The sequence below is a fragment of the Gilvibacter sp. CC01 genome (assembly GCF_055755295.1).
Genome location: NZ_CM146909.1, coordinates 859,998 through 881,421 on the forward strand (window position 1 = coordinate 859,998; position 21,424 = coordinate 881,421).

General features: G+C 43.4%; 35 protein-coding genes. All 35 read right to left on the reverse strand.

What is annotated here, in order from left to right; all coding sequences use genetic code 11:
- Window positions 1-7: 7 nt before the first annotated feature.
- Window positions 8-1,294, reverse strand: coding sequence for a phosphopyruvate hydratase (gene eno, locus AC0J2F_RS04035; RefSeq protein ID WP_473008930.1), 1,287 nt, complete (start codon window positions 1,292-1,294; stop codon window positions 8-10).
- Window positions 1,295-1,430: 136 nt separating this feature from the next.
- A complete protein-coding gene (carA, locus tag AC0J2F_RS04040; protein WP_087524634.1) occupies window positions 1,431-2,531 on the reverse strand; it encodes a glutamine-hydrolyzing carbamoyl-phosphate synthase small subunit in 1,101 nt (366 codons plus the stop codon).
- A 127-nt stretch (window positions 2,532-2,658) separates the two neighbouring features.
- On the reverse strand, window positions 2,659-3,366 hold the full coding sequence (locus tag AC0J2F_RS04045) for a hypothetical protein (protein WP_473008931.1): 708 nt from the start codon (window positions 3,364-3,366) through the stop codon (window positions 2,659-2,661).
- Between the two features lie 30 nt (window positions 3,367-3,396).
- Window positions 3,397-4,158, reverse strand: coding sequence for a hypothetical protein (locus AC0J2F_RS04050; RefSeq protein ID WP_473008933.1), 762 nt, complete (start codon window positions 4,156-4,158; stop codon window positions 3,397-3,399).
- A gap of 183 nt (window positions 4,159-4,341) precedes the next feature.
- A complete protein-coding gene (locus AC0J2F_RS04055; RefSeq protein ID WP_473008935.1) occupies window positions 4,342-5,061 on the reverse strand; it encodes a hypothetical protein in 720 nt (239 codons plus the stop codon).
- A 179-nt stretch (window positions 5,062-5,240) separates the two neighbouring features.
- Entirely contained in the window at window positions 5,241-5,714 is a 474-nt protein-coding gene (gene rplQ / locus AC0J2F_RS04060) for a 50S ribosomal protein L17 (protein ID WP_473008936.1), read from the reverse strand.
- 86 nt (window positions 5,715-5,800) lie between these two features.
- Window positions 5,801-6,793: a DNA-directed RNA polymerase subunit alpha gene (locus AC0J2F_RS04065; RefSeq protein ID WP_473008938.1), complete on the reverse strand. Its 993-nt coding sequence runs from the start codon at window positions 6,791-6,793 to the stop codon at window positions 5,801-5,803.
- A gap of 25 nt (window positions 6,794-6,818) precedes the next feature.
- A complete protein-coding gene (gene rpsD, locus AC0J2F_RS04070) occupies window positions 6,819-7,424 on the reverse strand; it encodes a 30S ribosomal protein S4 (RefSeq protein WP_473008940.1) in 606 nt (201 codons plus the stop codon).
- A gap of 78 nt (window positions 7,425-7,502) precedes the next feature.
- Window positions 7,503-7,892, reverse strand: a complete 390-nt coding sequence (rpsK, locus tag AC0J2F_RS04075; RefSeq protein WP_087524627.1) for a 30S ribosomal protein S11 — start codon at window positions 7,890-7,892, stop codon at window positions 7,503-7,505.
- Between the two features lie 11 nt (window positions 7,893-7,903).
- Window positions 7,904-8,278 carry a 30S ribosomal protein S13 gene (gene rpsM / locus AC0J2F_RS04080; protein WP_087524626.1) on the reverse strand — a complete coding sequence of 125 codons (375 nt, stop codon included), beginning with the start codon at window positions 8,276-8,278 and terminating at the stop codon, window positions 7,904-7,906.
- A 2-nt stretch (window positions 8,279-8,280) separates the two neighbouring features.
- Complete coding sequence (gene ykgO, locus AC0J2F_RS04085; RefSeq protein WP_010519235.1) at window positions 8,281-8,397, reverse strand: type B 50S ribosomal protein L36; 117 nt, start codon at window positions 8,395-8,397, stop codon at window positions 8,281-8,283.
- 12 nt (window positions 8,398-8,409) lie between these two features.
- The gene (gene infA / locus AC0J2F_RS04090) at window positions 8,410-8,625 is read right to left on the reverse strand and encodes a translation initiation factor IF-1 (protein ID WP_014031991.1); all 216 of its coding nucleotides are present in this window, start codon (window positions 8,623-8,625) and stop codon (window positions 8,410-8,412) included.
- 1 nt (window position 8,626) lies between these two features.
- Window positions 8,627-9,970 carry a preprotein translocase subunit SecY gene (gene secY / locus AC0J2F_RS04095; RefSeq protein ID WP_473008945.1) on the reverse strand — a complete coding sequence of 448 codons (1,344 nt, stop codon included), beginning with the start codon at window positions 9,968-9,970 and terminating at the stop codon, window positions 8,627-8,629.
- Between the two features lie 13 nt (window positions 9,971-9,983).
- Window positions 9,984-10,436 (reverse strand): 50S ribosomal protein L15, encoded by a 453-nt coding sequence (gene rplO / locus AC0J2F_RS04100; protein ID WP_087524624.1) that lies wholly within the window; start codon window positions 10,434-10,436, stop codon window positions 9,984-9,986.
- A gap of 10 nt (window positions 10,437-10,446) precedes the next feature.
- Window positions 10,447-10,626: a 50S ribosomal protein L30 gene (gene rpmD, locus AC0J2F_RS04105; RefSeq protein WP_087524623.1), complete on the reverse strand. Its 180-nt coding sequence runs from the start codon at window positions 10,624-10,626 to the stop codon at window positions 10,447-10,449.
- Between the two features lie 11 nt (window positions 10,627-10,637).
- On the reverse strand, window positions 10,638-11,162 hold the full coding sequence (rpsE, locus tag AC0J2F_RS04110) for a 30S ribosomal protein S5 (protein ID WP_473008948.1): 525 nt from the start codon (window positions 11,160-11,162) through the stop codon (window positions 10,638-10,640).
- 3 nt (window positions 11,163-11,165) lie between these two features.
- Window positions 11,166-11,516: a 50S ribosomal protein L18 gene (gene rplR / locus AC0J2F_RS04115; RefSeq protein WP_473008950.1), complete on the reverse strand. Its 351-nt coding sequence runs from the start codon at window positions 11,514-11,516 to the stop codon at window positions 11,166-11,168.
- A gap of 11 nt (window positions 11,517-11,527) precedes the next feature.
- Window positions 11,528-12,070: a 50S ribosomal protein L6 gene (gene rplF, locus AC0J2F_RS04120; protein WP_473008952.1), complete on the reverse strand. Its 543-nt coding sequence runs from the start codon at window positions 12,068-12,070 to the stop codon at window positions 11,528-11,530.
- Window positions 12,071-12,086: 16 nt separating this feature from the next.
- The gene (gene rpsH / locus AC0J2F_RS04125; protein WP_473008954.1) at window positions 12,087-12,488 is read right to left on the reverse strand and encodes a 30S ribosomal protein S8; all 402 of its coding nucleotides are present in this window, start codon (window positions 12,486-12,488) and stop codon (window positions 12,087-12,089) included.
- Window positions 12,489-12,549: 61 nt separating this feature from the next.
- Window positions 12,550-12,819: a 30S ribosomal protein S14 gene (gene rpsN, locus AC0J2F_RS04130; protein ID WP_473008956.1), complete on the reverse strand. Its 270-nt coding sequence runs from the start codon at window positions 12,817-12,819 to the stop codon at window positions 12,550-12,552.
- A 3-nt stretch (window positions 12,820-12,822) separates the two neighbouring features.
- Window positions 12,823-13,374 (reverse strand): 50S ribosomal protein L5, encoded by a 552-nt coding sequence (gene rplE / locus AC0J2F_RS04135; protein ID WP_473008958.1) that lies wholly within the window; start codon window positions 13,372-13,374, stop codon window positions 12,823-12,825.
- A gap of 2 nt (window positions 13,375-13,376) precedes the next feature.
- Window positions 13,377-13,691 carry a 50S ribosomal protein L24 gene (rplX, locus tag AC0J2F_RS04140; RefSeq protein WP_473008960.1) on the reverse strand — a complete coding sequence of 105 codons (315 nt, stop codon included), beginning with the start codon at window positions 13,689-13,691 and terminating at the stop codon, window positions 13,377-13,379.
- 12 nt (window positions 13,692-13,703) lie between these two features.
- Entirely contained in the window at window positions 13,704-14,072 is a 369-nt protein-coding gene (gene rplN / locus AC0J2F_RS04145; protein WP_087524615.1) for a 50S ribosomal protein L14, read from the reverse strand.
- Between the two features lie 2 nt (window positions 14,073-14,074).
- Window positions 14,075-14,332, reverse strand: coding sequence for a 30S ribosomal protein S17 (gene rpsQ / locus AC0J2F_RS04150; protein ID WP_087524614.1), 258 nt, complete (start codon window positions 14,330-14,332; stop codon window positions 14,075-14,077).
- A gap of 16 nt (window positions 14,333-14,348) precedes the next feature.
- Window positions 14,349-14,540 (reverse strand): 50S ribosomal protein L29, encoded by a 192-nt coding sequence (gene rpmC / locus AC0J2F_RS04155; protein WP_272831779.1) that lies wholly within the window; start codon window positions 14,538-14,540, stop codon window positions 14,349-14,351.
- 11 nt (window positions 14,541-14,551) lie between these two features.
- A complete protein-coding gene (gene rplP, locus AC0J2F_RS04160) occupies window positions 14,552-14,971 on the reverse strand; it encodes a 50S ribosomal protein L16 (RefSeq protein ID WP_087524612.1) in 420 nt (139 codons plus the stop codon).
- Between the two features lie 19 nt (window positions 14,972-14,990).
- Window positions 14,991-15,710 carry a 30S ribosomal protein S3 gene (gene rpsC / locus AC0J2F_RS04165; protein WP_473008963.1) on the reverse strand — a complete coding sequence of 240 codons (720 nt, stop codon included), beginning with the start codon at window positions 15,708-15,710 and terminating at the stop codon, window positions 14,991-14,993.
- Between the two features lie 7 nt (window positions 15,711-15,717).
- On the reverse strand, window positions 15,718-16,125 hold the full coding sequence (gene rplV, locus AC0J2F_RS04170) for a 50S ribosomal protein L22 (RefSeq protein ID WP_087524610.1): 408 nt from the start codon (window positions 16,123-16,125) through the stop codon (window positions 15,718-15,720).
- 6 nt (window positions 16,126-16,131) lie between these two features.
- Entirely contained in the window at window positions 16,132-16,410 is a 279-nt protein-coding gene (rpsS, locus tag AC0J2F_RS04175) for a 30S ribosomal protein S19 (RefSeq protein ID WP_087524609.1), read from the reverse strand.
- 6 nt (window positions 16,411-16,416) lie between these two features.
- Window positions 16,417-17,241 carry a 50S ribosomal protein L2 gene (gene rplB, locus AC0J2F_RS04180; RefSeq protein ID WP_087524608.1) on the reverse strand — a complete coding sequence of 275 codons (825 nt, stop codon included), beginning with the start codon at window positions 17,239-17,241 and terminating at the stop codon, window positions 16,417-16,419.
- Window positions 17,242-17,267: 26 nt separating this feature from the next.
- The gene (gene rplW, locus AC0J2F_RS04185) at window positions 17,268-17,558 is read right to left on the reverse strand and encodes a 50S ribosomal protein L23 (RefSeq protein WP_272831776.1); all 291 of its coding nucleotides are present in this window, start codon (window positions 17,556-17,558) and stop codon (window positions 17,268-17,270) included.
- Window positions 17,559-17,564: 6 nt separating this feature from the next.
- Window positions 17,565-18,194 carry a 50S ribosomal protein L4 gene (gene rplD, locus AC0J2F_RS04190; RefSeq protein ID WP_473008966.1) on the reverse strand — a complete coding sequence of 210 codons (630 nt, stop codon included), beginning with the start codon at window positions 18,192-18,194 and terminating at the stop codon, window positions 17,565-17,567.
- Window positions 18,194-18,805, reverse strand: a complete 612-nt coding sequence (gene rplC / locus AC0J2F_RS04195) for a 50S ribosomal protein L3 (RefSeq protein WP_087524605.1) — start codon at window positions 18,803-18,805, stop codon at window positions 18,194-18,196. Before rplC ends, rplD begins: the two co-directional genes overlap by 1 nt.
- A gap of 166 nt (window positions 18,806-18,971) precedes the next feature.
- Window positions 18,972-19,277 (reverse strand): 30S ribosomal protein S10, encoded by a 306-nt coding sequence (gene rpsJ, locus AC0J2F_RS04200; RefSeq protein ID WP_010181931.1) that lies wholly within the window; start codon window positions 19,275-19,277, stop codon window positions 18,972-18,974.
- A gap of 10 nt (window positions 19,278-19,287) precedes the next feature.
- The gene (fusA, locus tag AC0J2F_RS04205; protein ID WP_473008969.1) at window positions 19,288-21,420 is read right to left on the reverse strand and encodes an elongation factor G; all 2,133 of its coding nucleotides are present in this window, start codon (window positions 21,418-21,420) and stop codon (window positions 19,288-19,290) included.
- Between the last annotated feature and the right edge of the window lie 4 nt (window positions 21,421-21,424).

Sequence of the window (21,424 nt, forward strand, 5' to 3'; positions counted from 1 at the left end):
TTAAACTTTAGATCTTAAAGGCTTTTCTACCAGGATAATAGGCAGTTTCCCCAAGCTGTTCCTCAATGCGCAAAAGCTGATTGTATTTAGCCATACGGTCGCTTCTTGAGGCCGATCCGGTCTTGATCTGTCCGGTGTTGAGTGCCACAGCAAGATCTGCAATGGTGTTGTCTTCGGTTTCACCACTTCGGTGAGACATCACAGAAGTATACCCGGCATTCTTGGCCATGTTCACGGCAGCAATGGTTTCGGTAAGGGTCCCGATCTGATTTACCTTGATTAGGATCGAATTGCCGATCTCGTTCTCAATTCCTCGAGAAAGTCGCGTTACATTGGTAACAAAAAGATCGTCACCTACCAACTGTACTTTGTCTCCAACTAGGTCAGTTAAGTGTTTCCAGCCGTCCCAGTCGTTTTCGTCCATACCGTCCTCAATAGAGATGATCGGATACTTCTCGCAAAGAGACGCCAAATATTCAGCTTGCTCTTTAGAGGTTCTTACCTTACCAGTATCGCCTTCGAACTTAGTGTAATCGTAAGCACCATCCACATAGAATTCTGCCGCAGCACAATCCAAAGCGATCATAATTTGATCACCAAAACTATAGCCCGCGTTCTTAACGGCAAGCGCAATAGTATCTAAGGCATCTTCTGTACCGTCTAGTTCTGGAGCAAAACCTCCTTCATCACCAACGGCAGTGCTGAGTCCGCGCTCGTGTAATACTTTTTTCAGATGATGGAAGATCTCTGTCCCCATCTTTAATGCCTCTGTAAAGCTCTTGGCCTCCACAGGCATAACCATGAATTCCTGAAATGCGATAGGTGCATCTGAGTGCGATCCTCCATTGATGATGTTCATCATAGGTACAGGAAGCGTGTTGGCACTAACGCCGCCAACATAACGGTACAATGGCATTCCAAGCTCTCCAGCGGCAGCTTGAGCTGCTGCCAAGGAAACGCCCAAGATAGCATTTGCTCCAAGTTTGGATTTATTTTCTGTACCGTCCAGTTCTATCATGATCTGGTCTATCAAATTCTGTTCAAAAACAGAGACTCCTAAAAGGGTTCCAGCAATTTTTCCGTTCACATTCTCTACGGCCTTGCTAACCCCTTTTCCCATGTAGTCTGATCCGCCATCTCGAAGCTCTACGGCTTCGTGTTCTCCGGTAGAAGCGCCAGAAGGTACTGCAGCGCGTCCTACTACTCCATTCTCGGTGATCACATCTACTTCTACGGTAGGATTTCCTCTGGAATCAAAGATCTGTCTTGCGTGAATATCGACTATAATGCTCATCTATTTTTGGTTTGGTTTTAAAGCGTGAAGATACAAAAGTCCTTGCATTCTCACTTTAATTTAAACTTAAGAAAGCCCTTGAAATAAGGGCTTTTCTACGAAAACGTTTGCGAACGACAGCTGCTGCAAATGACCTCTAGGCCATGCTTTCTACAAACTGATCGAACAAATAAGAGGCATCGTGTGGTCCTGGACTTGCTTCTGGGTGATACTGTACCGAGAAACACTTTTTGTCTTTAACGCGGATACCTGCCACCGTGTGATCATTGAGATGCACGTGAGTGATCTCCACCTCAGGATGTGCTTCTGTCTCCTCTCTATTGATGGCAAATCCGTGGTTCTGCGAAGTGATCTCACCTTTTCCAGTGATCAAATTCTTGATGGGATGGTTGATCCCGCGATGTCCATGGTGCATTTTATAGGTTGAAATTCCATTGGCCAGAGCGATCACCTGGTGTCCTAAACAAATGCCAAACAAAGGCAGATCTCGATCTAAAATCTCTTTGGCTGTGCTTATGGCATCCTTTAGCGGCTCCGGATCTCCCGGACCGTTAGAGAAAAAGTAGCCATGTGGCTCAAATTCTGCTAAGGTCTCAAAAGAAGTATTGTAAGGGAACACCTTAACGTAACAGTCTCTTTGTACCATATTGCGCAAGATATTCTTCTTGATTCCTATGTCTACTGCCGCTACCCGGTATTTCGCATCTGGGTTTCCAACGGTATAAGGCTCTTTAGTAGAAACCTTAGACGCCAATTCAAGACCGTCCATATCTGGAACTTCAGACAACTGCTTGCGCAATTCGTCCAAGCGATCTACTTCTGTTGTGATCACTGCGTTCTGAGCTCCATTATCTCTAATGTGACTAACCAAAGCACGCGTGTCTACATCAGAGATAGCGATCAAATTATTCTTGGCTAAAAAGTTTTCCAAAGAATCATCGGCCGCAGGACGAGAATAATTGTAGCTGAAATTGCGACAAATCAGTCCGGCAATCTTGATACCTTCTGACTCCACTTCGTCATTGTGGGTTCCGTAGTTCCCAATATGAGCGTTAGTGGTCACCATAAGTTGACCGTAATACGATGGGTCTGTAAATATTTCTTGGTATCCGGTCATCCCGGTGTTGAAACAAACTTCTCCGAATGCGCTACCGGTTATTTCTCCGACAGCTTTTCCTTGAAAAACAGTACCGTCTGCGAGGAGAACGACGGCCGGTTTTCTTAACTGATACTTCATGTAGAAAAAGATTTTTCAAAAATACGCAGAATGCAGATCGCGTAAAAATGTTTTATTCTAAAAGTTTTAAACAAGTTAACCACAGTGTAAAAAAAAGAGCACCACAGGCGCTCTTTACAATATTATTTTATTTGAGGTGATAGGAAAACATCCTACTCACATCGATCTCCTTATTAAAAGATAGCTTGTATTGCTTGGCGTAAGCCTCGATTTCATCGGCTTTGTTTCCTGCAAGTTTCAAGAGGTTCTTCTTTTTGAATTTGAAAAGCTCCACATTCTCATTGCGCTCCAAGTAATAATTGCTGCGGTGCACATAACGACTCTGTCGATTAACCATAGGGTTATCTGAGCCTTCTTTAATGTCGATGAACCATTTTTTCAAGATGGCGAAATCTTCATTCTCAAAAATCACCTCGTATACATCGTACAAGCCCTTTGCCGGAATAAAACGCGCTTTGAATTCTCTGGAATTCACAAAGACACGATCTACATTGTCAAAGCTGAAAGTGAAAACGGTATCCTTACTGATCTCAGACTCAAAAACTCCAGAATCGATATTGAAGTTGATATTTCTAATAAGCAACTTTCTGTCTTCGTTGGTTACAAAGACACCTTTGTTGTTCCACTGCTCAAATAAATAGAGGGAACCTTCAATATTCTTTGGCGGGTTGATCACCAAAGAAGTACTACCAATATTGGCTCCATCTGGACCATAAGTAGCCAGAGCATTCAAATTATTGTTATTTGCATTAACTGTTGTTTGCAATTGCGCCTGAGCGACACCTGCTAACAAGAACACAAACACAAATGTAAAAAGGGGACGTATCTTCTTCATATAATTCAATCTGCAAATAGTATTGTCCTACTAATGTTGCATCTTATAGAGGTGGATCAATATCTGAGCCACGTCATTGTCGTCTTTAAACGACAGGCGATTTGCTTTTGCATAGGCTTCTAAGTCATCTGCCTGATCACCGGCCAATGCCAAGATGTTCTTCTTTTTGAACTTGAAACGCTCTAATCGCTGTCCTACTAACTTATAGTAGTATTCCTTTTGGATTATCTTACGCTTGGAGCGATTGATCATTGGATTAGGATTGGCCTCACGGATCTCAATGGCGAATTCCTTAACGATGGAATAATCCGGGCACTCAAACACCACTTGGTACATGGCGTTCCCTCCGCGGCTTGGTGTAAAGATGCTTTTAAATACCGTATTGTTGAATACAATCTTGTCGTAGCCCTCAACGCCCAAGTTAAAGATGGAATCCTTTTTAAACTGAGAGACCACTGCTCCTTCTAGTATATCGTAGTTCATTTTTGGAAAGACGTACTTCTTGTCTCCAGCATAAACATATCCTTTAGGTGCCCACTCGTCAAAAAGCATTACAGATCCTTCTGTATTAGCCTGACTCTGCCAGTTGTCAAAATCGCGAATACTGGCAACCCCTTCTATCTTCTGAATATCGTCAACATTGATTAACAAGCTATTCTCTTCGGATTGAAATAATCCGACCGAATTGGATGAGCTACCGAATACAGCACTCGTTGTCACCTGTTGTTCTCCTTGTTGGGCAAAACCCATCCCAGCTATGCCGCAGAGCATAATAAGCAATGATTTTTTCATCTCTTAAAATATTTTTATTGTTATGTCAATCAAACAAATAAAAATTATCTGCATAGATCAACCGCTTCGCTTTCGCACAAAAACTTTACTTAGTGCAATGTGTAGCTTAATAAATAAACTTATTTGTGCTCAATTCATAGTACTAATCAAGTTTAGTTTGTATTGCGCAGCTGCTGGCTTGCCTTACTTACGAGAAGCGTAGTTAAGAATAAGCTTAAGATCTTCTTCGTTACTAAACGACTTGTCGTATTGGCGGGCGTAATCTTTGGCACGTTCAACCATTTCCTGGTCGTTTAGTGCTTCTAGAATAGCACGCTTGCGCAATTTAAATTCTTCTAAAGTCTTTTCGGTCTCCAAATAATAGGTCACGCGCTGAATGTACTTATCTCTAGGACGTGCGATCATTGGGTTAGGAGAAGCTTCAAGTATATCTACCGTATATCCTTTTAAGATTGTAAAATCATCTCCGCGGTAAATAACCTCAAAGGCTTTGTTCCTTTTAATCTCATCTAAGTAGAAGCTTTTGAACTCGCGACCACCCACAATAATCTTTTCTATACTGGTGAAGTTGTAGGCAACAATAGAGTCTCCTGCTACTTTACGCTCAAACATACTGCGTTGTATGTTGAAATTGATATTGTTCTCTCTAAAGGAACCTCCAGTCCCTTTTGCTACGATTGTTGCAGATTGATCCCAGCCGTCGAAAAGATAGATAGATCCTTCACGATCGAACTTCGGATTGTAAAATGTGGCTGCTCCAGTAAACTGTCCGCCTTGGTTTGGATTGCTTGCCAGGTTGCTCACCGCATTTTGGTTTGCTGCTTGGTTCTGATCGATGTCTGCATTTTGCGCATAGATGAATGATGTGCACATCACGGCTACGCACAAAGAGGTAATTTTCATGTTGCTAAATTTTATAGTGTTCAAAACAATTTTCTTTTCGACAAAACAAGACCCTAATTCACAGTGTGGGTCACGGTAGCCCGGTTCTGACGTCTGTTCAAAAATATCAAATATAAAGCCAAAAAAGGGTAAGCTTTTGTAAAACCTTACCCTTTCCTTACTGTTAAATATTTGCTAATCTATTCTTCCTCCTTAGAAGCAGCGGCAGGAGCAGCGGCAGCAGGTGCAGCTTTCTTACCAGTACGTCCCCGTCTTGTAGACTTCTTCTTAGCAGGTTTACCAGCATTGTACAGTTCGTTGTAGTCAACCAACTCGATCATCGCCATATCAGCGTTATCTCCTAATCGGTTCCCCAACTTAATGATGCGGGTGTAACCACCTGGACGGTCTCCAACTTGAACGGCCACGTCTCTGAACAATTCAGTAACCGCATCTTTTTGACGCAAACGACTAAATACGATACGACGGTTGTGTGTAGTATCTTCTTTACTCTTGGTGATCAATGGCTCCACAAACTTTTTCAAAGCTTTCGCCTTAGCAGTTGTGGTGTTGATGCGCTTGTGTTCGATTAGTGAACAGGCCATATTGGCCAACATCGACTTGCGATGCGCAGTTTTTCTACCTAAGTGGTTTGTTTTTTTCCCGTGTCTCATGACTTTTTAGTTTTCCAGTGTCTTGCATCGACCCACTTTGGGGAGCAAAATACCCTGGGGGTTTATAAATTGCTAATCGGTTGTGATTAGTCTCTGTCTAGTTTGTACTTGGACAAATCCATTCCGAAGCTTAGGCCTTTTACATTTACAAGCTCTTCTAGCTCAGTAAGAGATTTTTTACCAAAGTTTCTGAATTTCATCAAATCGTTCTTGTTGTAAGAAACCAAGTCTCCTAATGTATCTACCTCCGCAGCTTTCAAACAGTTCAAAGCACGAACAGAAAGATCCATATCGATCAATTTGGTCTTCAACAATTGACGCATGTGCAAGGACTCCTCATCGTAAGTCTCAGTCTGTGCGATCTCATCGGCCTCAAGGGTGATGCGTTCGTCACTGAACAACATGAAGTGGTGGATAAGCGTCTTAGCAGCTTCTGTCAAAGCATCTTTAGGATGAATAGAACCGTCTGAGATGATCTCGAATACCAACTTTTCGTAGTCAGTCTTCTGCTCAACACGATAGTTCTCGATACTGTACTTTACGTTCTTGATCGGGGTAAAGATAGAATCTGTAAAAATAGTTCCTAAAGGCGCGTTGGCTTTCTTGTTCTCCTCTGCAGGAACATATCCACGTCCTTTTTCAATGGTGATCTCAAGGTTCAAGTTAACCTTAGGATCCATATTGCAAATAACCAAGTCAGGGTTTAACACCTGGAATCCAGAGATAAATTTCTGGAAGTCACCGGCGGTTAGCTGCTCGTTTCCAGAAACGGAAACGGTTACGGTCTCGTTGTCGATCTCGTCGATTTGACGCTTAAAGCGGATCTGCTTTAGGTTGAGAATGATCTCAGTTACGTCTTCCACAACACCGGCAATGGTCGAAAATTCATGATCGACACCTTCGATACGAACCGAAGTGATTGCAAACCCTTCCAAAGACGAAAGCAACACACGTCTAAGCGCGTTACCAATGGTCAATCCGTAGCCAGGCTCCAAGGGACGGAATTCAAACTTCCCTTCGAACTCGGTAGAGTTGATCATTATTACTTTGTCGGGTTTCTGAAAATTAAATACTGCCATAGTTTTAAAACTCCTGTATGGGTTATTATTTAGAATACAATTCTACGATGAACTGCTCGTTGATGTTCTCTGGAATCTGGATTCGTTGAGGAACAGCTACGAAAGTCCCTTCTTTGGTCTCGTTGTTGAATGTGATCCATTCGAACACATTGCTAGAGGCACTCAAAGAACGCTCGATAGTTTCAAGCGATTTAGATTTTTCACGCACTGCAACAACATCTCCAGGCTTCAACTGGTAAGATGGAATAGTTACTTTAGCACCGTTTACATTGATGTGCGCGTGAGAAACCAACTGACGGGCACCGCTACGTGTCGGAGCGATTCCCATACGGTATACTACGTTGTCTAAACGAGACTCACATAGTTGCAACAATACCTCACCGGTAATTCCAGGGGCAGCAGTTGCTTTTTTGAAAAGGTTACGGAACTGACGCTCCAAGATCCCGTAAGTGTACTTCGCTTTCTGCTTTTCAGCCAACTGAATTGCGTACTCACTTTTCTTCCCACGACGACGGTTGTTACCGTGTTGCCCTGGAGGGTAATTGCGTTTTTCGAACGACTTATCGTCGCCAAAGATTGCTTCGCCGAATTTACGAGCGATCTTAGATTTTGGACCAGTATATCTTGCCATTTTAAAATTTGTTAGAAAGGAGCACTAAATTAAGGTCGTCCTCTAGTGCTAAATATCCCTTCGGTTTATACTTATTAATTATACTCTTCTTCTTTTAGGAGGGCGACATCCGTTGTGTGGCATTGGAGTCACGTCGATGATCTCGGTGATCTCAATTCCAGAGTTGTGGATAGTACGCATGGCAGATTCTCTACCATTTCCCGGGCCTTTTACATAGGCCTTTACTTTGCGAAGACCAGCTTCATGAGCTACACCACATGCATCTTCCGCCGCTAATTGAGCAGCGTAAGGGGTGTTTTTCTTAGAGCCTCTAAAGCCCATTTTCCCAGCTGAAGACCAGGAAATAACGTCTCCGTTCTTATTTGTCAAGGATATGATGATGTTATTGAATGAAGCAGTAATGTGGGCTTCCCCAACAGCTTCAACAACCACCTTTCTCTTCTTAGTACTTTTACCAGACTTTGCCATTGCTTCAGTGATTATTTAGTAGCCTTCTTCTTGTTGGCAACTGTTTTACGTTTTCCTTTACGGGTTCTTGAGTTGTTCTTAGTGCGTTGGCCACGAAGCGGTAAACCAGCTCTGTGACGAATTCCGCGGTAACAACCGATATCCATCAAACGCTTGATAGAAAGTTGTACCTCTGAACGTAACTCCCCTTCGATTTTGTAATACCCTACGGCATCACGAATTTTCCCGATCTCATCATCGGTCCACTCGGATACTTTAGTGTCTTCACTAACTCCAGCTTTGTCCAATATATCTTTGGCACGGCTTTTACCGATTCCATAGATATAGGTTAACGCGATTACACCCCTTTTTTGCTTCGGGATATCTACACCTGCGATTCTTGCCATAATTATCCTTGTCTTTGTTTGAACCTAGGGTTCTTTTTGTTGATTACATATAAGCGTCCTTTTCTACGTACGATCTTGCAGTCGGCGCTTCTTTTCTTGATAGATGCTCTTACCTTCATGGGTTTGTGCTTTTAGTATCTATAGGTGATCCGAGCCTTAGTCAAATCGTAAGGACTCATTTCTAGTTTTACTTTATCTCCTGGTAATAACTTAATGTAGTGCATACGCATCTTTCCGGAAATGTGAGCCGTTACCACGTGCCCATTCTCTAATTCTACACGGAACATCGCGTTAGATAACGCTTCAATGATGGTCCCGTCTTGTTCGATTGCCGGTTGTTTTGCCATATTATGCTACTGCTTTTCTGTTTTTACCTGACTTCATCAAGCCATCATAGTGACGGTTGAGTAAGTACGAATTAATTTGTTGCATGGTATCGATAGCTACCCCAACCATAATAAGCAGGGAAGTACCACCGAAGAACAATGCCCAACCTTGTTGGATTCCCATGATGTTCTGAACTACTGCAGGAAATACTGCAATGGCAGCCAAGAACAAGGAACCTGGGAAGGTAATTTGTGACATTACTCGGTCTAAGAATTCGGCTGTATCTGTTCCCGGTTTGATACCTGGAATGAATCCGCCGCTTCTTTTAAGATCGTCAGCCATCTTGTTGGTCGGTACCGTGATCGCTGTATAGAAATACGTAAAGATGATGATCAAGATCGCGAATACAACATTGTACCAAAGTCCAAACGGATTGTTGAACTCTGCCTGTACACTTTCTGCCCAAGTACTCTCAGACAAGCTCGCCAAGGCAGCAGGTACGAACATGATCGCTTGCGCGAAGATGATCGGCATTACTCCAGATGCGTTCAGCTTCAATGGAATGAACTGACGCGCTCCAAAGATATTCTTCTCATATCCTCCAGATGCGGTTCTACGGGCATACTGCACAGGTATCTTCCGCACAGCCATCACAAGCATCACCGATGCCAGGATGATCAAGAACCAAATCACCAATTCTAAAAGAATCATGATAGCTCCACCACCACCAGCTTGCAAACGCGAGTTGATCTCTTGTGCAAAAGACTGTGGAAGTGTAGCAATGATACCCACCATAATAAGTAGTGAGATACCGTTTCCAATTCCCTTATCTGTGATCTTTTCACCCAACCACATGGCAAACACACATCCTGTAGTTAAAATGATCACAGAGGTGAAATAGAACATAAATCCACGCGGAAGAATATACGCCTCTGCTGGTACACCTAGTGCATCAAGACCAATAAGGTAACTCGGCGCTTGTACCAAACAGATAGCGATGGTCAACCAACGTGTGATCTGAGTGATCTTTTTACGACCACTCTCTCCTTCTTTCTGTAATTTCTGCAAATAAGGAACTGCGATCTGCATCAGCTGTACCACAATCGAAGCCGAGATATACGGCATAATACCCAAGGCAAAAACCGAAGCGTTGGCAAAAGCCCCTCCGGTAAATGCGTTTAGGATCGCTCCGATTCCTCCGCCTTCAAACTTTCCAGAAAACTCGGCCAATTGTGCCGCATCGATATTTGGCAGTACTACTTGAGCACCGAATCGATACACCAACAAAAGACTAAGCGTTACCAAAATGCGGTTACGCAATTCTTCTATTTTCCAAACATTCTTTAAGGTTTCAATAAACTTCATCCTTAGTAATGTATTACAGCGTTATGGCTTCACCACCGGCAGCTTCGATAGCTTGCTTAGCAGTAGCCGTAAATTTGTGAGCAGTTACGGTCAATTTGGCTTTAAGTTCTCCTCTTCCTAAAATCTTCACTAAATCATTCTTGTGAGCCAAACGCAACGCTACCAATTCTTCAATTGACACGCTGTCTTTGATCTTCTTCTCGTCAACCATTTTCTGTAGGGTATCCAAGTTGATTCCTTGGTACTCTTTGCGGTTGATATTTTTGAAACCAAACTTAGGTACACGACGTTGAAGTGGCATTTGCCCACCTTCGAATCCTAATTTCTTAGAATATCCTGAACGTGACTTGGCACCTTTGTGACCACGGGTCGCAGTTCCACCTTTACCGGAACCTTGCCCGCGCCCTACGCGCTTGCCTTTGCCATGTACTGAACCTTCGGCTGGTTTTAAGTTGCTTAAATCCATGAGTAATATCTTAGTTGGTTTCTACAGAAACCAGGTGTTGTACTTTGTTTATCATGCCAAGAATATTTGGCGTGTCCTCGTGCTCTACGGTCTGCCCAATCTTGCGCAGGCCTAAGGCCTCCAACGTTCTCTTTTGATTCTGAGTACGATTGATTGCTGAGCGAACTTTGGTTACTTTAATCTTTGCCATTCTTGTGCGATTTATCCTTTATACAATTTTTCCAATGAAATACCGCGTTGCTGAGCTACAGTATGCGCACTGCGCATTTGCAACAAAGCATCAAAGGTAGCCTTTACCACGTTGTGTGGGTTAGACGAACCTTGCGACTTAGAAAGTACGTCATGTACTCCTACGGCTTCCAATACTGCACGTACAGCACCACCCGCGATTACCCCGGTACCGGGAGCAGCTGGCATAAGGTTTACACGAGCTCCGCCGTATTTACCTTTTTGTTCGTGTGGCAATGTAGCCTTGTTCAATGGGATACGTACCAAGTTTTTCTTAGCGTCTTCAACAGCCTTAGCGATAGCGCTAGCCACATCCTTAGATTTACCAAGTCCATGTCCAACAACACCGTTCTCATCTCCTACCACTACAATAGCAGAAAATCCGAAAGCTCTACCTCCTTTGGTTACTTTAGTTACCCGTTGTACGCCTACCAAACGATCTTTAAGCTCAAGACCACCTGGTTTTACTAATTCTACGTTCTTATAATCTTTGTACATATCTTAGAATTTTAAGCCGCCTTCACGGGCTCCTTCGGCTAATGATTTTACTCTTCCGTGGTATAGATACCCACCGCGATCGAATGAAACTGACTCTACACCAGCCTTCACTGCTTTCTCTGCGATAGCTACACCCACTGCCTTAGCAGTTTCTGATTTGTTTCCTCCACTGATCCCTTTGTCACGAGATGAAGCAGCAGTGATAGTCACTCCGTTCACATCGTCGATCAATTGAGCATAGATCTCTTTATTACTTCTGAACACAGCAAGTCTAGGACGCTGTGCGGTACCTGCAACAGTTTTACGAATACGGTTGCGGATTCTCTCTCTTCTATCTGATTTTGATAATGCCATAACCTAACTGTTTATGCAGATTTACCTGCTTTTCTTCTAATTTGTTCTCCAACAAACTTGATACCTTTTCCTTTGTAAGGTTCTGGCTTGCGGTAGCTGCGGATCTTAGCCGCTACTTGACCAACAAGTTGCTTGTCGTGAGATGTTAATTTGATGATCGGATTCTTTCCTTTTTCGGAAATAGTCTCCACTTGCACCTCAGGAGCAATGTCCATAACGATGTTGTGTGAAAATCCGATGGCTATGTCTAGTTTCTGACCCTGGTTGCTTGCGCGGTATCCTACCCCAACAAGTTCCAAACTCTTGGTCCAACCTTCTGATACACCTAAGACCATATTGGCTATAAGCGCACGATATAAACCGTGCTTAGCGCGGTGATCTTTATGATCTGAAGGACGCTCCACAGTTACCTGACCGTCTTCTACCGAAACGGTAACATCACTCAGCTCCTGTGTTAACTCGCCTAACTTCCCTTTTACTGTAACAGTGTTCCCGTTTACTTCTACGGTTACACCGTCAGGGATTGCTACTGGGCTTTTTCCTATTCTTGACATGGTTTCTAGTCTCTTTTTAATATACGTAACAAAGTACCTCTCCACCTACATTCTGGCTGGTAGCCTGCTTTCCTGTCATTACTCCCGCAGAAGTTGACACGATTGCAATTCCTAAACCATTCAATATTCTAGGCATTTCGTTGGCACCGGCATACTTACGTAGACCTGGTTTACTAATTCTTTGAATCTTTTTGATCACTGGATCTTTGGTAAGCTTGTCGTACTTCAAAGCGATCTTGATAGTTCCCTGAGGACCTTGCTTGTCTTCGAATTTGTAGCTTAAAATGTACCCCTGATCGAAAAGGATCTTAGTGATCTCTTTTTTCAAGTTAGAAGCAGGTACTTCTACCACACGGTGGCCAGCAGCTACTGCATTTCTAACACGAGTCAGATAATCTGCGATTGGATCTGTTGTCATTTATAATTGATTGCGGTGAGGGTTTCCCTTTTTGTTTTAGGACCTTCCACCAGTTAAACTTTTACCAGCTTGCTTTGCGAACTCCTGGAATCAAACCTTGGTTGGCCATCTCTCTAAACATTACACGAGAAATTCCGAATTGTCTCATGTAACCTTTAGGACGTCCTGTAAGCTTGCAACGATTGTGCATGCGTACTGGAGAAGCGTTCTTAGGAAGCTTTTGCAATGCTTCGTAATCACCAGCTTCTTTTAACGCCTTGCGCTTCTCAGCATACTTGGCAACTAGTTTGGCTCTTTTTACCTCGCGGGCTTTCATTGATTCTTTAGCCATCTCTTAGTTCTTTTTAAAGGGTAGTCCCAGTTCGGTTAATAATGATTTCGCTTCTTTATCGGTCTCTGCAGAGGTTACAAAAGTGATGTTCATCCCTTCGATCTTACGCACCTTGTCGATGTCGATCTCTGGGAAGATGATCTGCTCAGTAACTCCTAAAGAGTAGTTTCCACGTCCGTCAAAACCTGTAGCCTTGATTCCGTTGAAATCGCGAACACGTGGCAATGCCGATGTGATCAAACGATCTAAGAATTCGTACATGCGCTCTCCACGCAAAGTAACCATGGCTCCAATTGGCATTCCCTTACGCAACTTAAAAGTTGCAACGTCTTTCTTAGAGATCGTTTGGATTGCCTTTTGACCAGTGATGTTAGTCAACTCCTCTACCGAGTACTCGATAAGTTTCTTGTCAGCCACAGCAGCACCAATACCTCTGGAAACAACAATCTTTTCCAATTTAGGCACCTGCATTACGTTCGCATACCCAAACTCGTCGGTAAGGGCGTTTACAACGCGGCTTTTGTATTCTTCTTTAAGTCTTGGTGTATAGCCCATAACTAAATTACTTCATTAGATTTCTTGGAAAAACGTACTTTTTTCCCGTCATCCATTCTGAATCCTACACGTGTTGCATCTCCCGATTTAGGGTCGATTAGCGACAGGTTAGAAATGTGAATGGCAGCTTCTTTCTCTACGATGCCTCCCTGAGGATTGTTAGCACTTGGCTTCTGGTGTTTCTTTACAAGATTCACACCTTCAACGATGGCTTTATTGGCATCAGCCATAACGCGTAGCACCTTCCCTTCAGATCCTTTGTGATCTCCGGCAATTACCGTAACGTTATCTCCTGTTTTAATTTTCAGCTTTGTCATTTGTCTGATCGATTAAAGCACTTCTGGTGCCAATGATACAATCTTCATGAATTGCTTATCGCGAAGCTCTCTCGCTACAGGTCCGAATACACGGGTTCCGCGCATCTCGCCAGCGGCGTTCAACAGTACACAGGCGTTGTCATCAAAACGGATATAAGATCCATCAGGACGACGCACTTCCTTCTTCACACGTACTACCACAGCGGTAGAAACGGTTCCTTTCTTTACTGTACCGTTTGGAGTGGCTTCTTTCACGGTCACTACAATCTTGTCACCAATCGACGCGTAACGACGCTTGGTGCCTCCCAATACACGGATAGTAAGTACTTCCTTAGCTCCGGTATTGTCTGCTACTTTTAGTCTTGATTCCTGTTGTACCATGATTACTTAGCTCTTTCAATGATTTCTACTAGTCTCCAACACTTCGATTTACTCAACGGACGTGTTTCCATGATACGTACAGTATCACCTTCGTTACAGTCGTTTTGCTCGTCGTGGGCAACGTACTTTTTAGTTTTAAGTACGAACTTTCCGTACATCGGGTGCTTTACTTTCTTCACCTCAGAAACAACGATAGATTTCTCCATCTTGTTAGAGGTTACTACCCCGATACGCTCTTTTCTTAAATTTCTTTTTTCCATCTTTCCGCTTTCGTACTTACTGTACTTCTCTTTTAGTTAGTTCGGTCTGAATTCTAGCGATAGTACGACGTTGCGTTCTAAGCTGAATCGGATTCTCCAACGGTGAAATGGCGTGAGCCATCTTAAGATCTGTATAAGCCTTTTTTGACTCTACAAGCTTTTCTTGCAGATCGGCGGTAGATGCTTCTTTAATCTCTACTTGTTTCATCTCTTAATTAATTACGCCTGAAAATCTCGGGACACAATGAACTTTGTTTTAACGGGAAGCTTTTGAGCAGCCAAACGAAGTGCTTCCTTAGCAACTTCAAATGGTACACCTGATACTTCAAACAACACTCTACCGGGTTTAACAACTGCAGCCCAGTGATCCACAGCACCTTTACCTTTACCCATACGTACTTCGAGTGGTTTTTTGGTAATTGGCTTATCTGGGAAAATCATGATCCACATTTGTCCTTCCCGCTTCATGTAACGTGTAGCGGCAATACGCGCAGCTTCTATTTGACGTGAAGTCAAGAAATTAGAATCTAAAGATTTAATTCCGAAGGTACCGTAAGAAAGCTGGTTTCCACGTCCGGCATTGCCTTTCATGCGCCCCTTCTGTTGCTTGCGGAATTTGGTTCTTTTAGGTTGTAACATGTCTAAATGTCTTTAATAATTACTTTCTGCGACGAGATTTGTTTCCTCCGCGACCACCGCCACCTTTATTACCTTGCTTCTTAGCAAGACCAACTAGTGGAGATAGCTCTCTCTTTCCATATACCTCGCCTTTCATGATCCACACTTTTACACCCAATCTACCGTAAGTAGTGTGGGCTTCAACTAGTGCATAATCAATATCAGCTCTAAAGGTCGACAATGGGATACGGCCGTCTTTGTAAGACTCCGTACGCGCCATTTCTGCACCGTTAAGACGTCCAGCGATCTGGATCTTGATTCCTTCAGCATTCATTCTCATTGCCGCAGCGATAGCCATCTTGATGGCACGACGGTAAGAGATTCTGCTTTCGATCTGGCGAGCAACACTAGCAGCCACTAGGTGTGCGTCCAATTCTGGTCTCTTGATCTCGTAGATGTTGATCTGTACTTCTTTTCCGGTGATCTTCTTAAGCTCTTCTTTCAACTTGTCTACCTCTTGACCACCCTTACCAATAATGATACCTGGGCGAGCCGTTGTGATAGTAACGGTTACAAGTTTAAGCGTACGCTCAATAATTACACGTGACACACTAGCTTTCGATAAACGAGCGTGAACGTACTTTCTAATCTTGTCATCCTCGGCCAATTTGTCACCGTAATCACGGCCACCATACCAGTTAGATTCCCATCCTCTGATAATTCCAAGGCGATTTCCGATTGGATTTGTTTTCTGTCCCATTTACTTTCTAGCTTTGTGAGTTATCGTTTGCTCCTAGTACCAAGGTTACATGGTTAGAGCGTTTTCTAATTCTGTGTGCGCGTCCCTGCGGAGCAGTACGCAAACGCTTTAGCATGCTAGCGCTGTCTACGCGGATCTCTTTTACAAAAAGATCTGCAGACTCTACGTCAGCTTCTTCGTTCTTGGCTTGCCAGTTAGCGATGGCCGAAAGCAAAAGCTTTTCTAAACGACCAGCAGCTTCTTTTTGGCTGAAGCGCAATATGTTCAACGCCTTGTCTACTTTCTCTCCGCGGATAAGGTCTGCTACCAGACGCATCTTGCGAGGAGATGTAGGGCAGTTATTCAACTTAGCAAAAGCCATGTTTCGTTTGGCTTCTTTGATTTGCTCTGCTCTTTCTCTTTTACGAACTCCCATGGCGTATTATTTTTTTCCTTTGTTTTTAGCCCCTGCGTGTCCTCTAAAGGAACGTGTTGGCGAAAACTCTCCTAGTTTATGACCTACCATGTTCTCTGTTACGTAAACAGGAACAAACTGACGTCCGTTATGAACAGCAATGGTCTGACCAACAAAATCCGGAGTGATCATAGAAGCGCGAGACCAAGTCTTGATTACGCTTTTCTTGTTCGACTCAACATTCTGTTGAACTTTCTTCTCTAATTTATAGTGAACGTAAGGTCCTTTCTTTAATGAACGTGCCATATCTTATTATTTCTTTCTACGTTCTACAATGTACTTATTACTCGCTTTCGTCTTAGAACGGGTTCTAAATCCTTTAGCAGGAATACCATTTCTAGAACGTGGGTGACCTCCAGAGGACTTCCCTTCACCACCACCCATTGGGTGATCGACTGGGTTCATCACTACTGGTCTGGTTCTTGGACGACGACCCAACCAACGGCTGCGTCCTGCCTTACCAGACACCAACAACTGGTGGTCACTGTTAGAAACAGCTCCGATAGTTGCCATACAAGTCACTAAAATCAAACGGGTCTCACCAGATGGAAGTTTCACTGTAGCGTACTTTCCGTCACGAGCCATAAGCTGTGCGAAAGCACCAGCACTACGCGCCATAACAGCTCCCTGTCCTGGACGTAGTTCAATACATGAAATAATAGTACCTAGTGGAATATCCGATAACGGCATGGCGTTCCCGATCTCAGGAGCCACCTTCTCGCCAGAAACAACGTTCTGACCTACTTGAAGACCGTTTTGGGCTATGATGTAACGCTTTTCACCATCCTGATAGTTCAACAGGGCGATAAACGCGGTTCTGTTCGGATCATACTGAATAGAGGCGACAGTACCAGGAACTCCGGTCTTGTCTCTCTTGAAATCGATGATTCGATACTTTCTCTTGTGACCACCACCTTTGTAGCGCATGGTCATTCTTCCTTGACTGTTTCTACCCCCAGAACGTTTTTTCGGAGCCAATAGGCTTTTCTCCGGCTTGTCAGTAGTAATGGCGTCAAAACCATTAACTACTCTAAATCGCTGCGCTGGGGTGACAGGCTTTAATTTTCTTACTGACATTATTGTCGTTTTAGTTTCTAGAAATTCTAGATGTTACTGTAAAAATCAATTGTATCACCTTCCGCCACCTGTACAAGTGCTTTTTTATAAGCATTTGTTTTACCAGTTTGCATCCCCGTACGCGTGTAACGTGTACGTCGATCTGGGCGGACATTTATTGTGCGAACTTTAGTAACAGAAACGCCGTAAGCAGCCTCGACTGCCTTCTTAATTTCTACCTTATTCGCCGTCGGAGCTACCTCAAATCCGTAGACGTTTAATTCTTCTACAGCTGCAGTAGCCTTTTCCGTAATAATGGGTTTTATTAAGACACTCATCGCTTCTTATTTACTTAAGTTTATTTCAATTCCTTCCAAAGAACCTTCAAATAACACTACGCTACTTGCATTCATAATTTTGTAAGTGTTTAATTCTGAGTTAGTTATAACTTCAGCACCTTTTAAATTACGAGACGACAAATATAGGTTATTATTTGACTCTCCCAACACGAACAAAGACTTTTTGTTTTCAAGTCCCAGATTCTTAATCACTTGAGAGAATTCCTGAGTCTTAGGCGCATCCATCTGGAAGTCCTCTACAACTAGGATTGCCTTGTCGTTTGCCTTCATGGTCAAAGCTGACTTACGAGCCAAACGCTTCAGGTTCTTATTCAATTTAAAGCCGTAGTTACGCGGTCTTGGTCCGAAGATGCGACCCCCTCCCTTAAACACAGGAGATTTGATACTACCAGCACGAGCAGTACCCGTACCTTTTTGCTTTTTGATCTTACGAGTAGACCCTGCAATCTCAGCGCGCTCTTTAGACTTGTGAGTCCCTTGACGCTGATTTGCTAGGTATTGCTTTACATCTAAGTAAACAGCATGCTCATTAGCCTCTACTGCGAAAACCTCCTTAGACAAGGTTACCTGTCTTCCGGTTTCTTTTCCGTTCTTATCTAATACTGCTACTTTCATTATTTCTGAATGGTTACGTAAGCGTTCTTGTGTCCAGGCACACACCCTTTCACAACAAGTAGATTCTTTTCAGGAACTACTTTCAATACACGCAAGTTTTGAACTTTTACTTTCTCGTTGCCCATCTGACCTGCCATGCGCATTCCTTTGAATACACGTGCAGGGTAAGATGCCGCACCAATAGAACCAGGAGCACGCAGACGGTTGTGCTGACCGTGAGTGGCCTGTCCAACCCCGCCAAATCCGTGGCGCTTTACTACCCCTTGGAATCCTTTTCCTTTAGATGTACCAGATACATCTACAAATTCTCCTTCTGCGAAGTGTTCTACGGTGATGGTATCACCTAGTTTATACTCCTCTTCAAATCCTTGGAATTCGGCGACTTTACGTTTTGCAACGGTTCCAGCTTTCTTGGCGTGCCCAGCGGCAGCCATGTTTGCCTTTTTAGCGTCATCGAAACCAAGTTGAAGAGCTTCATACCCGTCTACCTCAGTGGTTCTGACTTGGGTAACAACACAGGGACCTGCTTCGATAACGGTACAAGGGATGTTCTTCCCGTTCTCGTCAAAGATGCTGGTCATTCCTATCTTTTTTCCTATTAACCCAGACATAATTATTAATTGTTATTTACTTATTTATTTTGAAGCCTTTAGCTTCCTATTTCAAAAAAATTCAGGGTCAAAATACCTTCAACCCTGAATGTATTTTTTCCGTTTTTCCCTCGACAACCGCTCGGGACATGTTCACTTCTCGCGAAAGCGGGAAGCTCTTAGTGCATTACACCTTGATCTCTACTTCAACTCCACTTGGCAATTCAAGTTTCATCAAAGCGTCGATGGTCTTAGAAGAAGACGAATAGATGTCCAAAAGGCGCTTGTAAGAGCTCAATTGGAACTGTTCGCGAGACTTCTTGTTCACGTGCGGTGAACGCAATACGGTAAAGATCTTTTTGTGTGTAGGTAGTGGAATTGGACCAGTTACTACAGCACCAGTACTCTTTACGGTCTTTACGATTTTTTCAGCAGATTTGTCTACCAAATTGTGATCGTAAGATTTAAGCTTAATTCTTATTTTCTGACTCATCTGTTGAATATTATACGTTAGCAGTTCCTCTAGCGGCAGCAATTACTTCTTCTGAAATGTTAGAAGGAGTTTCTGCATAGTGAGAGAATTCCATAGTTGAAGTCGCACGACCTGAAGAAAGGGTACGCAACGTAGTTACATAACCAAACATCTCAGAAAGTGGCACCTCGGCTTTAACAACCTTAGCTCCTGCGCGATCTCCCATGTTGTTTACTTGTCCGCGACGGCGGTTCAAGTCTCCAACAATATCACCCATGTTCTCTTCTGGAGTAATAACCTCTAGTTTCATGATTGGCTCAAGGATTACAGCACGTGCAGCTTTAGCAGCAGCTTTGTAACCCATTTTAGCAGCCAATTCAAAAGAAAGCGAATCGGAATCCACTGGGTGGAAAGATCCATCTTTCAAGGTAACTTTCATCGAATCCATTTCGAAACCAGCCAAAGGACCGTTCTTCATAGCTTCTTTGAATCCTTTCTCTACAGCTGGAACATATTCTTTTGGTACGTTACCACCTTTGATCTCGTTAACAAACTCAAGACCAGTTTTGGTTTCGTCCTCAAGAGGCTCCATAGTAAATACGATATCCGCGAACTTACCACGACCACCAGATTGCTTCTTGTAAACCTCTCTGTGATCTGCTTTCGCTGTGATAGCTTCTTTGTACTCTACCTGAGGCTGTCCTTGGTTTACTTCAACCTTGAACTCACGTCTCAAACGATCTACAATGATATCTAAGTGAAGCTCACCCATACCAGAGATAATGGTTTGTCCAGAAGCCTCATCAGTACGCACGGTAAAGGTTGGATCCTCTTCTGCCAATTTAGACAGGGCCATACCTAGTTTATCTACGTCTGCCTTAGTCTTAGGCTCAACCGCGATACCGATTACCGGATCTGGGAAGTCCATACTTTCTAGTACGATTGGGTTCTTCTCGTCAGATAGGGTGTCACCAGTTTTGATGTCCTTAAATCCAACAGCTGCTCCAATATCACCAGCTTCAATAAATTCGATAGCGTTTTGCTTGTTCGAGTGCATTTGGTAAATACGAGAAATACGCTCTTTCTTACCAGAACGGTTGTTCAATACGTAAGAACCTGCATCCAAACGACCTGAATAAGCTCTAAAGAATGCCAAACGACCTACGAAAGGATCGGTAGCGATCTTAAAGGCAAGGGCCGCAAACGGCTCCTTAACATCAGGCTTGCGAATTTCTTCTTTATCAGTATCAGGGTTCATCCCAACAATTCCTTCTTTGTCTGTTGGAGAAGGCAAGTAACGACAAACAGCGTCCAATAGGAACTGAACACCTTTGTTCTTAAATGCCGATCCACAGATCATTGGAATGATACTCATATCCATTACGGCAGCGCGTAGTGCAGCGTGAACTTCTTCTTCAGTAATGGAGTCTTCGTCTTCCATGAATTTCTCCAAAAGGTTCTCGTCGTAAGCAGCAACTTCTTCAATAAGTTGACCGCGCAACATAGCAGCCTCTTCTTTCAATTCTTCTGGAATGTCCACCACGTCAAAGGTAGATCCCTGTGTTTCATCGTGCCAGATAATGGCGCGGTTCTTTACAAGATCAACGATACCTTTAAAGTCTGCCTCATCACCAATGTTCATTACAATTGGCACTGCGTTAGACTTCAACATATCTTTTACCTGCTGACATACCGCCATAAAGTTTGACCCCTGACGGTCCATCTTGTTTACAAAACCGATACGTGGTACTTTGTAATTGTCTGCCAAACGCCAGTTGGTCTCAGATTGAGGCTCAACTCCGTCTACTGCAGAGAACAAGAATACCAAGCCGTCAAGTACACGTAAAGAACGGTTTACCTCTACGGTAAAGTCAACGTGACCCGGAGTATCAATGATGTTAAAGTGATAGCCTTGCGTTTCTGGAGTCGGCTTCCCGTTCTCAAGTGGGAAATTCCAAGTACATGTAGTTGCAGCAGAGGTAATTGTAATACCACGCTCCTGCTCTTGCTCCATCCAGTCCATAGTTGCGGCACCATCGTGTACCTCACCAATCTTGTGACTAACACCAGTATAGTATAGGATACGCTCAGTCGTAGTGGTTTTACCCGCATCAATGTGTGCGGCGATCCCGATATTTCTAGTGAATTTTAAATCTCTTGCCATTTTA

Coding starts and splice junctions, on each gene's coding strand:
- eno (WP_473008930.1), bottom strand. CDS start 1,294: ATGAGCATTATAGTCGATATTCACGCAAGACAGATCTTTGATTCCAGA.
- carA (WP_087524634.1), bottom strand. CDS start 2,531: ATGAAGTATCAGTTAAGAAAACCGGCCGTCGTTCTCCTCGCAGACGGT.
- AC0J2F_RS04045 (WP_473008931.1), bottom strand. CDS start 3,366: ATGAAGAAGATACGTCCCCTTTTTACATTTGTGTTTGTGTTCTTGTTA.
- AC0J2F_RS04050 (WP_473008933.1), bottom strand. CDS start 4,158: ATGAAAAAATCATTGCTTATTATGCTCTGCGGCATAGCTGGGATGGGT.
- AC0J2F_RS04055 (WP_473008935.1), bottom strand. CDS start 5,061: ATGAAAATTACCTCTTTGTGCGTAGCCGTGATGTGCACATCATTCATC.
- rplQ (WP_473008936.1), bottom strand. CDS start 5,714: ATGAGACACGGGAAAAAAACAAACCACTTAGGTAGAAAAACTGCGCAT.
- AC0J2F_RS04065 (WP_473008938.1), bottom strand. CDS start 6,793: ATGGCAGTATTTAATTTTCAGAAACCCGACAAAGTAATAATGATCAAC.
- rpsD (WP_473008940.1), bottom strand. CDS start 7,424: ATGGCAAGATATACTGGTCCAAAATCTAAGATCGCTCGTAAATTCGGC.
- rpsK (WP_087524627.1), bottom strand. CDS start 7,892: ATGGCAAAGTCTGGTAAAAGTACTAAGAAGAGAAAGGTGGTTGTTGAA.
- rpsM (WP_087524626.1), bottom strand. CDS start 8,278: ATGGCAAGAATCGCAGGTGTAGATATCCCGAAGCAAAAAAGGGGTGTA.
- ykgO (WP_010519235.1), bottom strand. CDS start 8,397: ATGAAGGTAAGAGCATCTATCAAGAAAAGAAGCGCCGACTGCAAGATC.
- infA (WP_014031991.1), bottom strand. CDS start 8,625: ATGGCAAAACAACCGGCAATCGAACAAGACGGGACCATCATTGAAGCG.
- secY (WP_473008945.1), bottom strand. CDS start 9,970: ATGAAGTTTATTGAAACCTTAAAGAATGTTTGGAAAATAGAAGAATTG.
- rplO (WP_087524624.1), bottom strand. CDS start 10,436: ATGGATTTAAGCAACTTAAAACCAGCCGAAGGTTCAGTACATGGCAAA.
- rpmD (WP_087524623.1), bottom strand. CDS start 10,626: ATGGCAAAGATTAAAGTAACCAAAGTTCGCTCAGCAATCAATCGTACT.
- rpsE (WP_473008948.1), bottom strand. CDS start 11,162: ATGTACAAAGATTATAAGAACGTAGAATTAGTAAAACCAGGTGGTCTT.
- rplR (WP_473008950.1), bottom strand. CDS start 11,516: ATGGCATTATCAAAATCAGATAGAAGAGAGAGAATCCGCAACCGTATT.
- rplF (WP_473008952.1), bottom strand. CDS start 12,070: ATGTCAAGAATAGGAAAAAGCCCAGTAGCAATCCCTGACGGTGTAACC.
- rpsH (WP_473008954.1), bottom strand. CDS start 12,488: ATGACAACAGATCCAATCGCAGATTATCTGACTCGTGTTAGAAATGCA.
- rpsN (WP_473008956.1), bottom strand. CDS start 12,819: ATGGCTAAAGAATCAATGAAAGCCCGCGAGGTAAAAAGAGCCAAACTA.
- rplE (WP_473008958.1), bottom strand. CDS start 13,374: ATGGGCTATACACCAAGACTTAAAGAAGAATACAAAAGCCGCGTTGTA.
- rplX (WP_473008960.1), bottom strand. CDS start 13,691: ATGACAAAGCTGAAAATTAAAACAGGAGATAACGTTACGGTAATTGCC.
- rplN (WP_087524615.1), bottom strand. CDS start 14,072: ATGGTACAACAGGAATCAAGACTAAAAGTAGCAGACAATACCGGAGCT.
- rpsQ (WP_087524614.1), bottom strand. CDS start 14,332: ATGGAAAAAAGAAATTTAAGAAAAGAGCGTATCGGGGTAGTAACCTCT.
- rpmC (WP_272831779.1), bottom strand. CDS start 14,540: ATGAAACAAGTAGAGATTAAAGAAGCATCTACCGCCGATCTGCAAGAA.
- rplP (WP_087524612.1), bottom strand. CDS start 14,971: ATGTTACAACCTAAAAGAACCAAATTCCGCAAGCAACAGAAGGGGCGC.
- rpsC (WP_473008963.1), bottom strand. CDS start 15,710: ATGGGACAGAAAACAAATCCAATCGGAAATCGCCTTGGAATTATCAGA.
- rplV (WP_087524610.1), bottom strand. CDS start 16,125: ATGGGAGTTCGTAAAAGAGAAAGAGCAGAGCAAATCAAAGAAGCCAAA.
- rpsS (WP_087524609.1), bottom strand. CDS start 16,410: ATGGCACGTTCATTAAAGAAAGGACCTTACGTTCACTATAAATTAGAG.
- rplB (WP_087524608.1), bottom strand. CDS start 17,241: ATGTCAGTAAGAAAATTAAAGCCTGTCACCCCAGCGCAGCGATTTAGA.
- rplW (WP_272831776.1), bottom strand. CDS start 17,558: ATGAGTGTCTTAATAAAACCCATTATTACGGAAAAGGCTACTGCAGCT.
- rplD (WP_473008966.1), bottom strand. CDS start 18,194: ATGAAAGTAGCAGTATTAGATAAGAACGGAAAAGAAACCGGAAGACAG.
- rplC (WP_087524605.1), bottom strand. CDS start 18,805: ATGTCTGGGTTAATAGGAAAAAAGATAGGAATGACCAGCATCTTTGAC.
- rpsJ (WP_010181931.1), bottom strand. CDS start 19,277: ATGAGTCAGAAAATAAGAATTAAGCTTAAATCTTACGATCACAATTTG.
- fusA (WP_473008969.1), bottom strand. CDS start 21,420: ATGGCAAGAGATTTAAAATTCACTAGAAATATCGGGATCGCCGCACAC.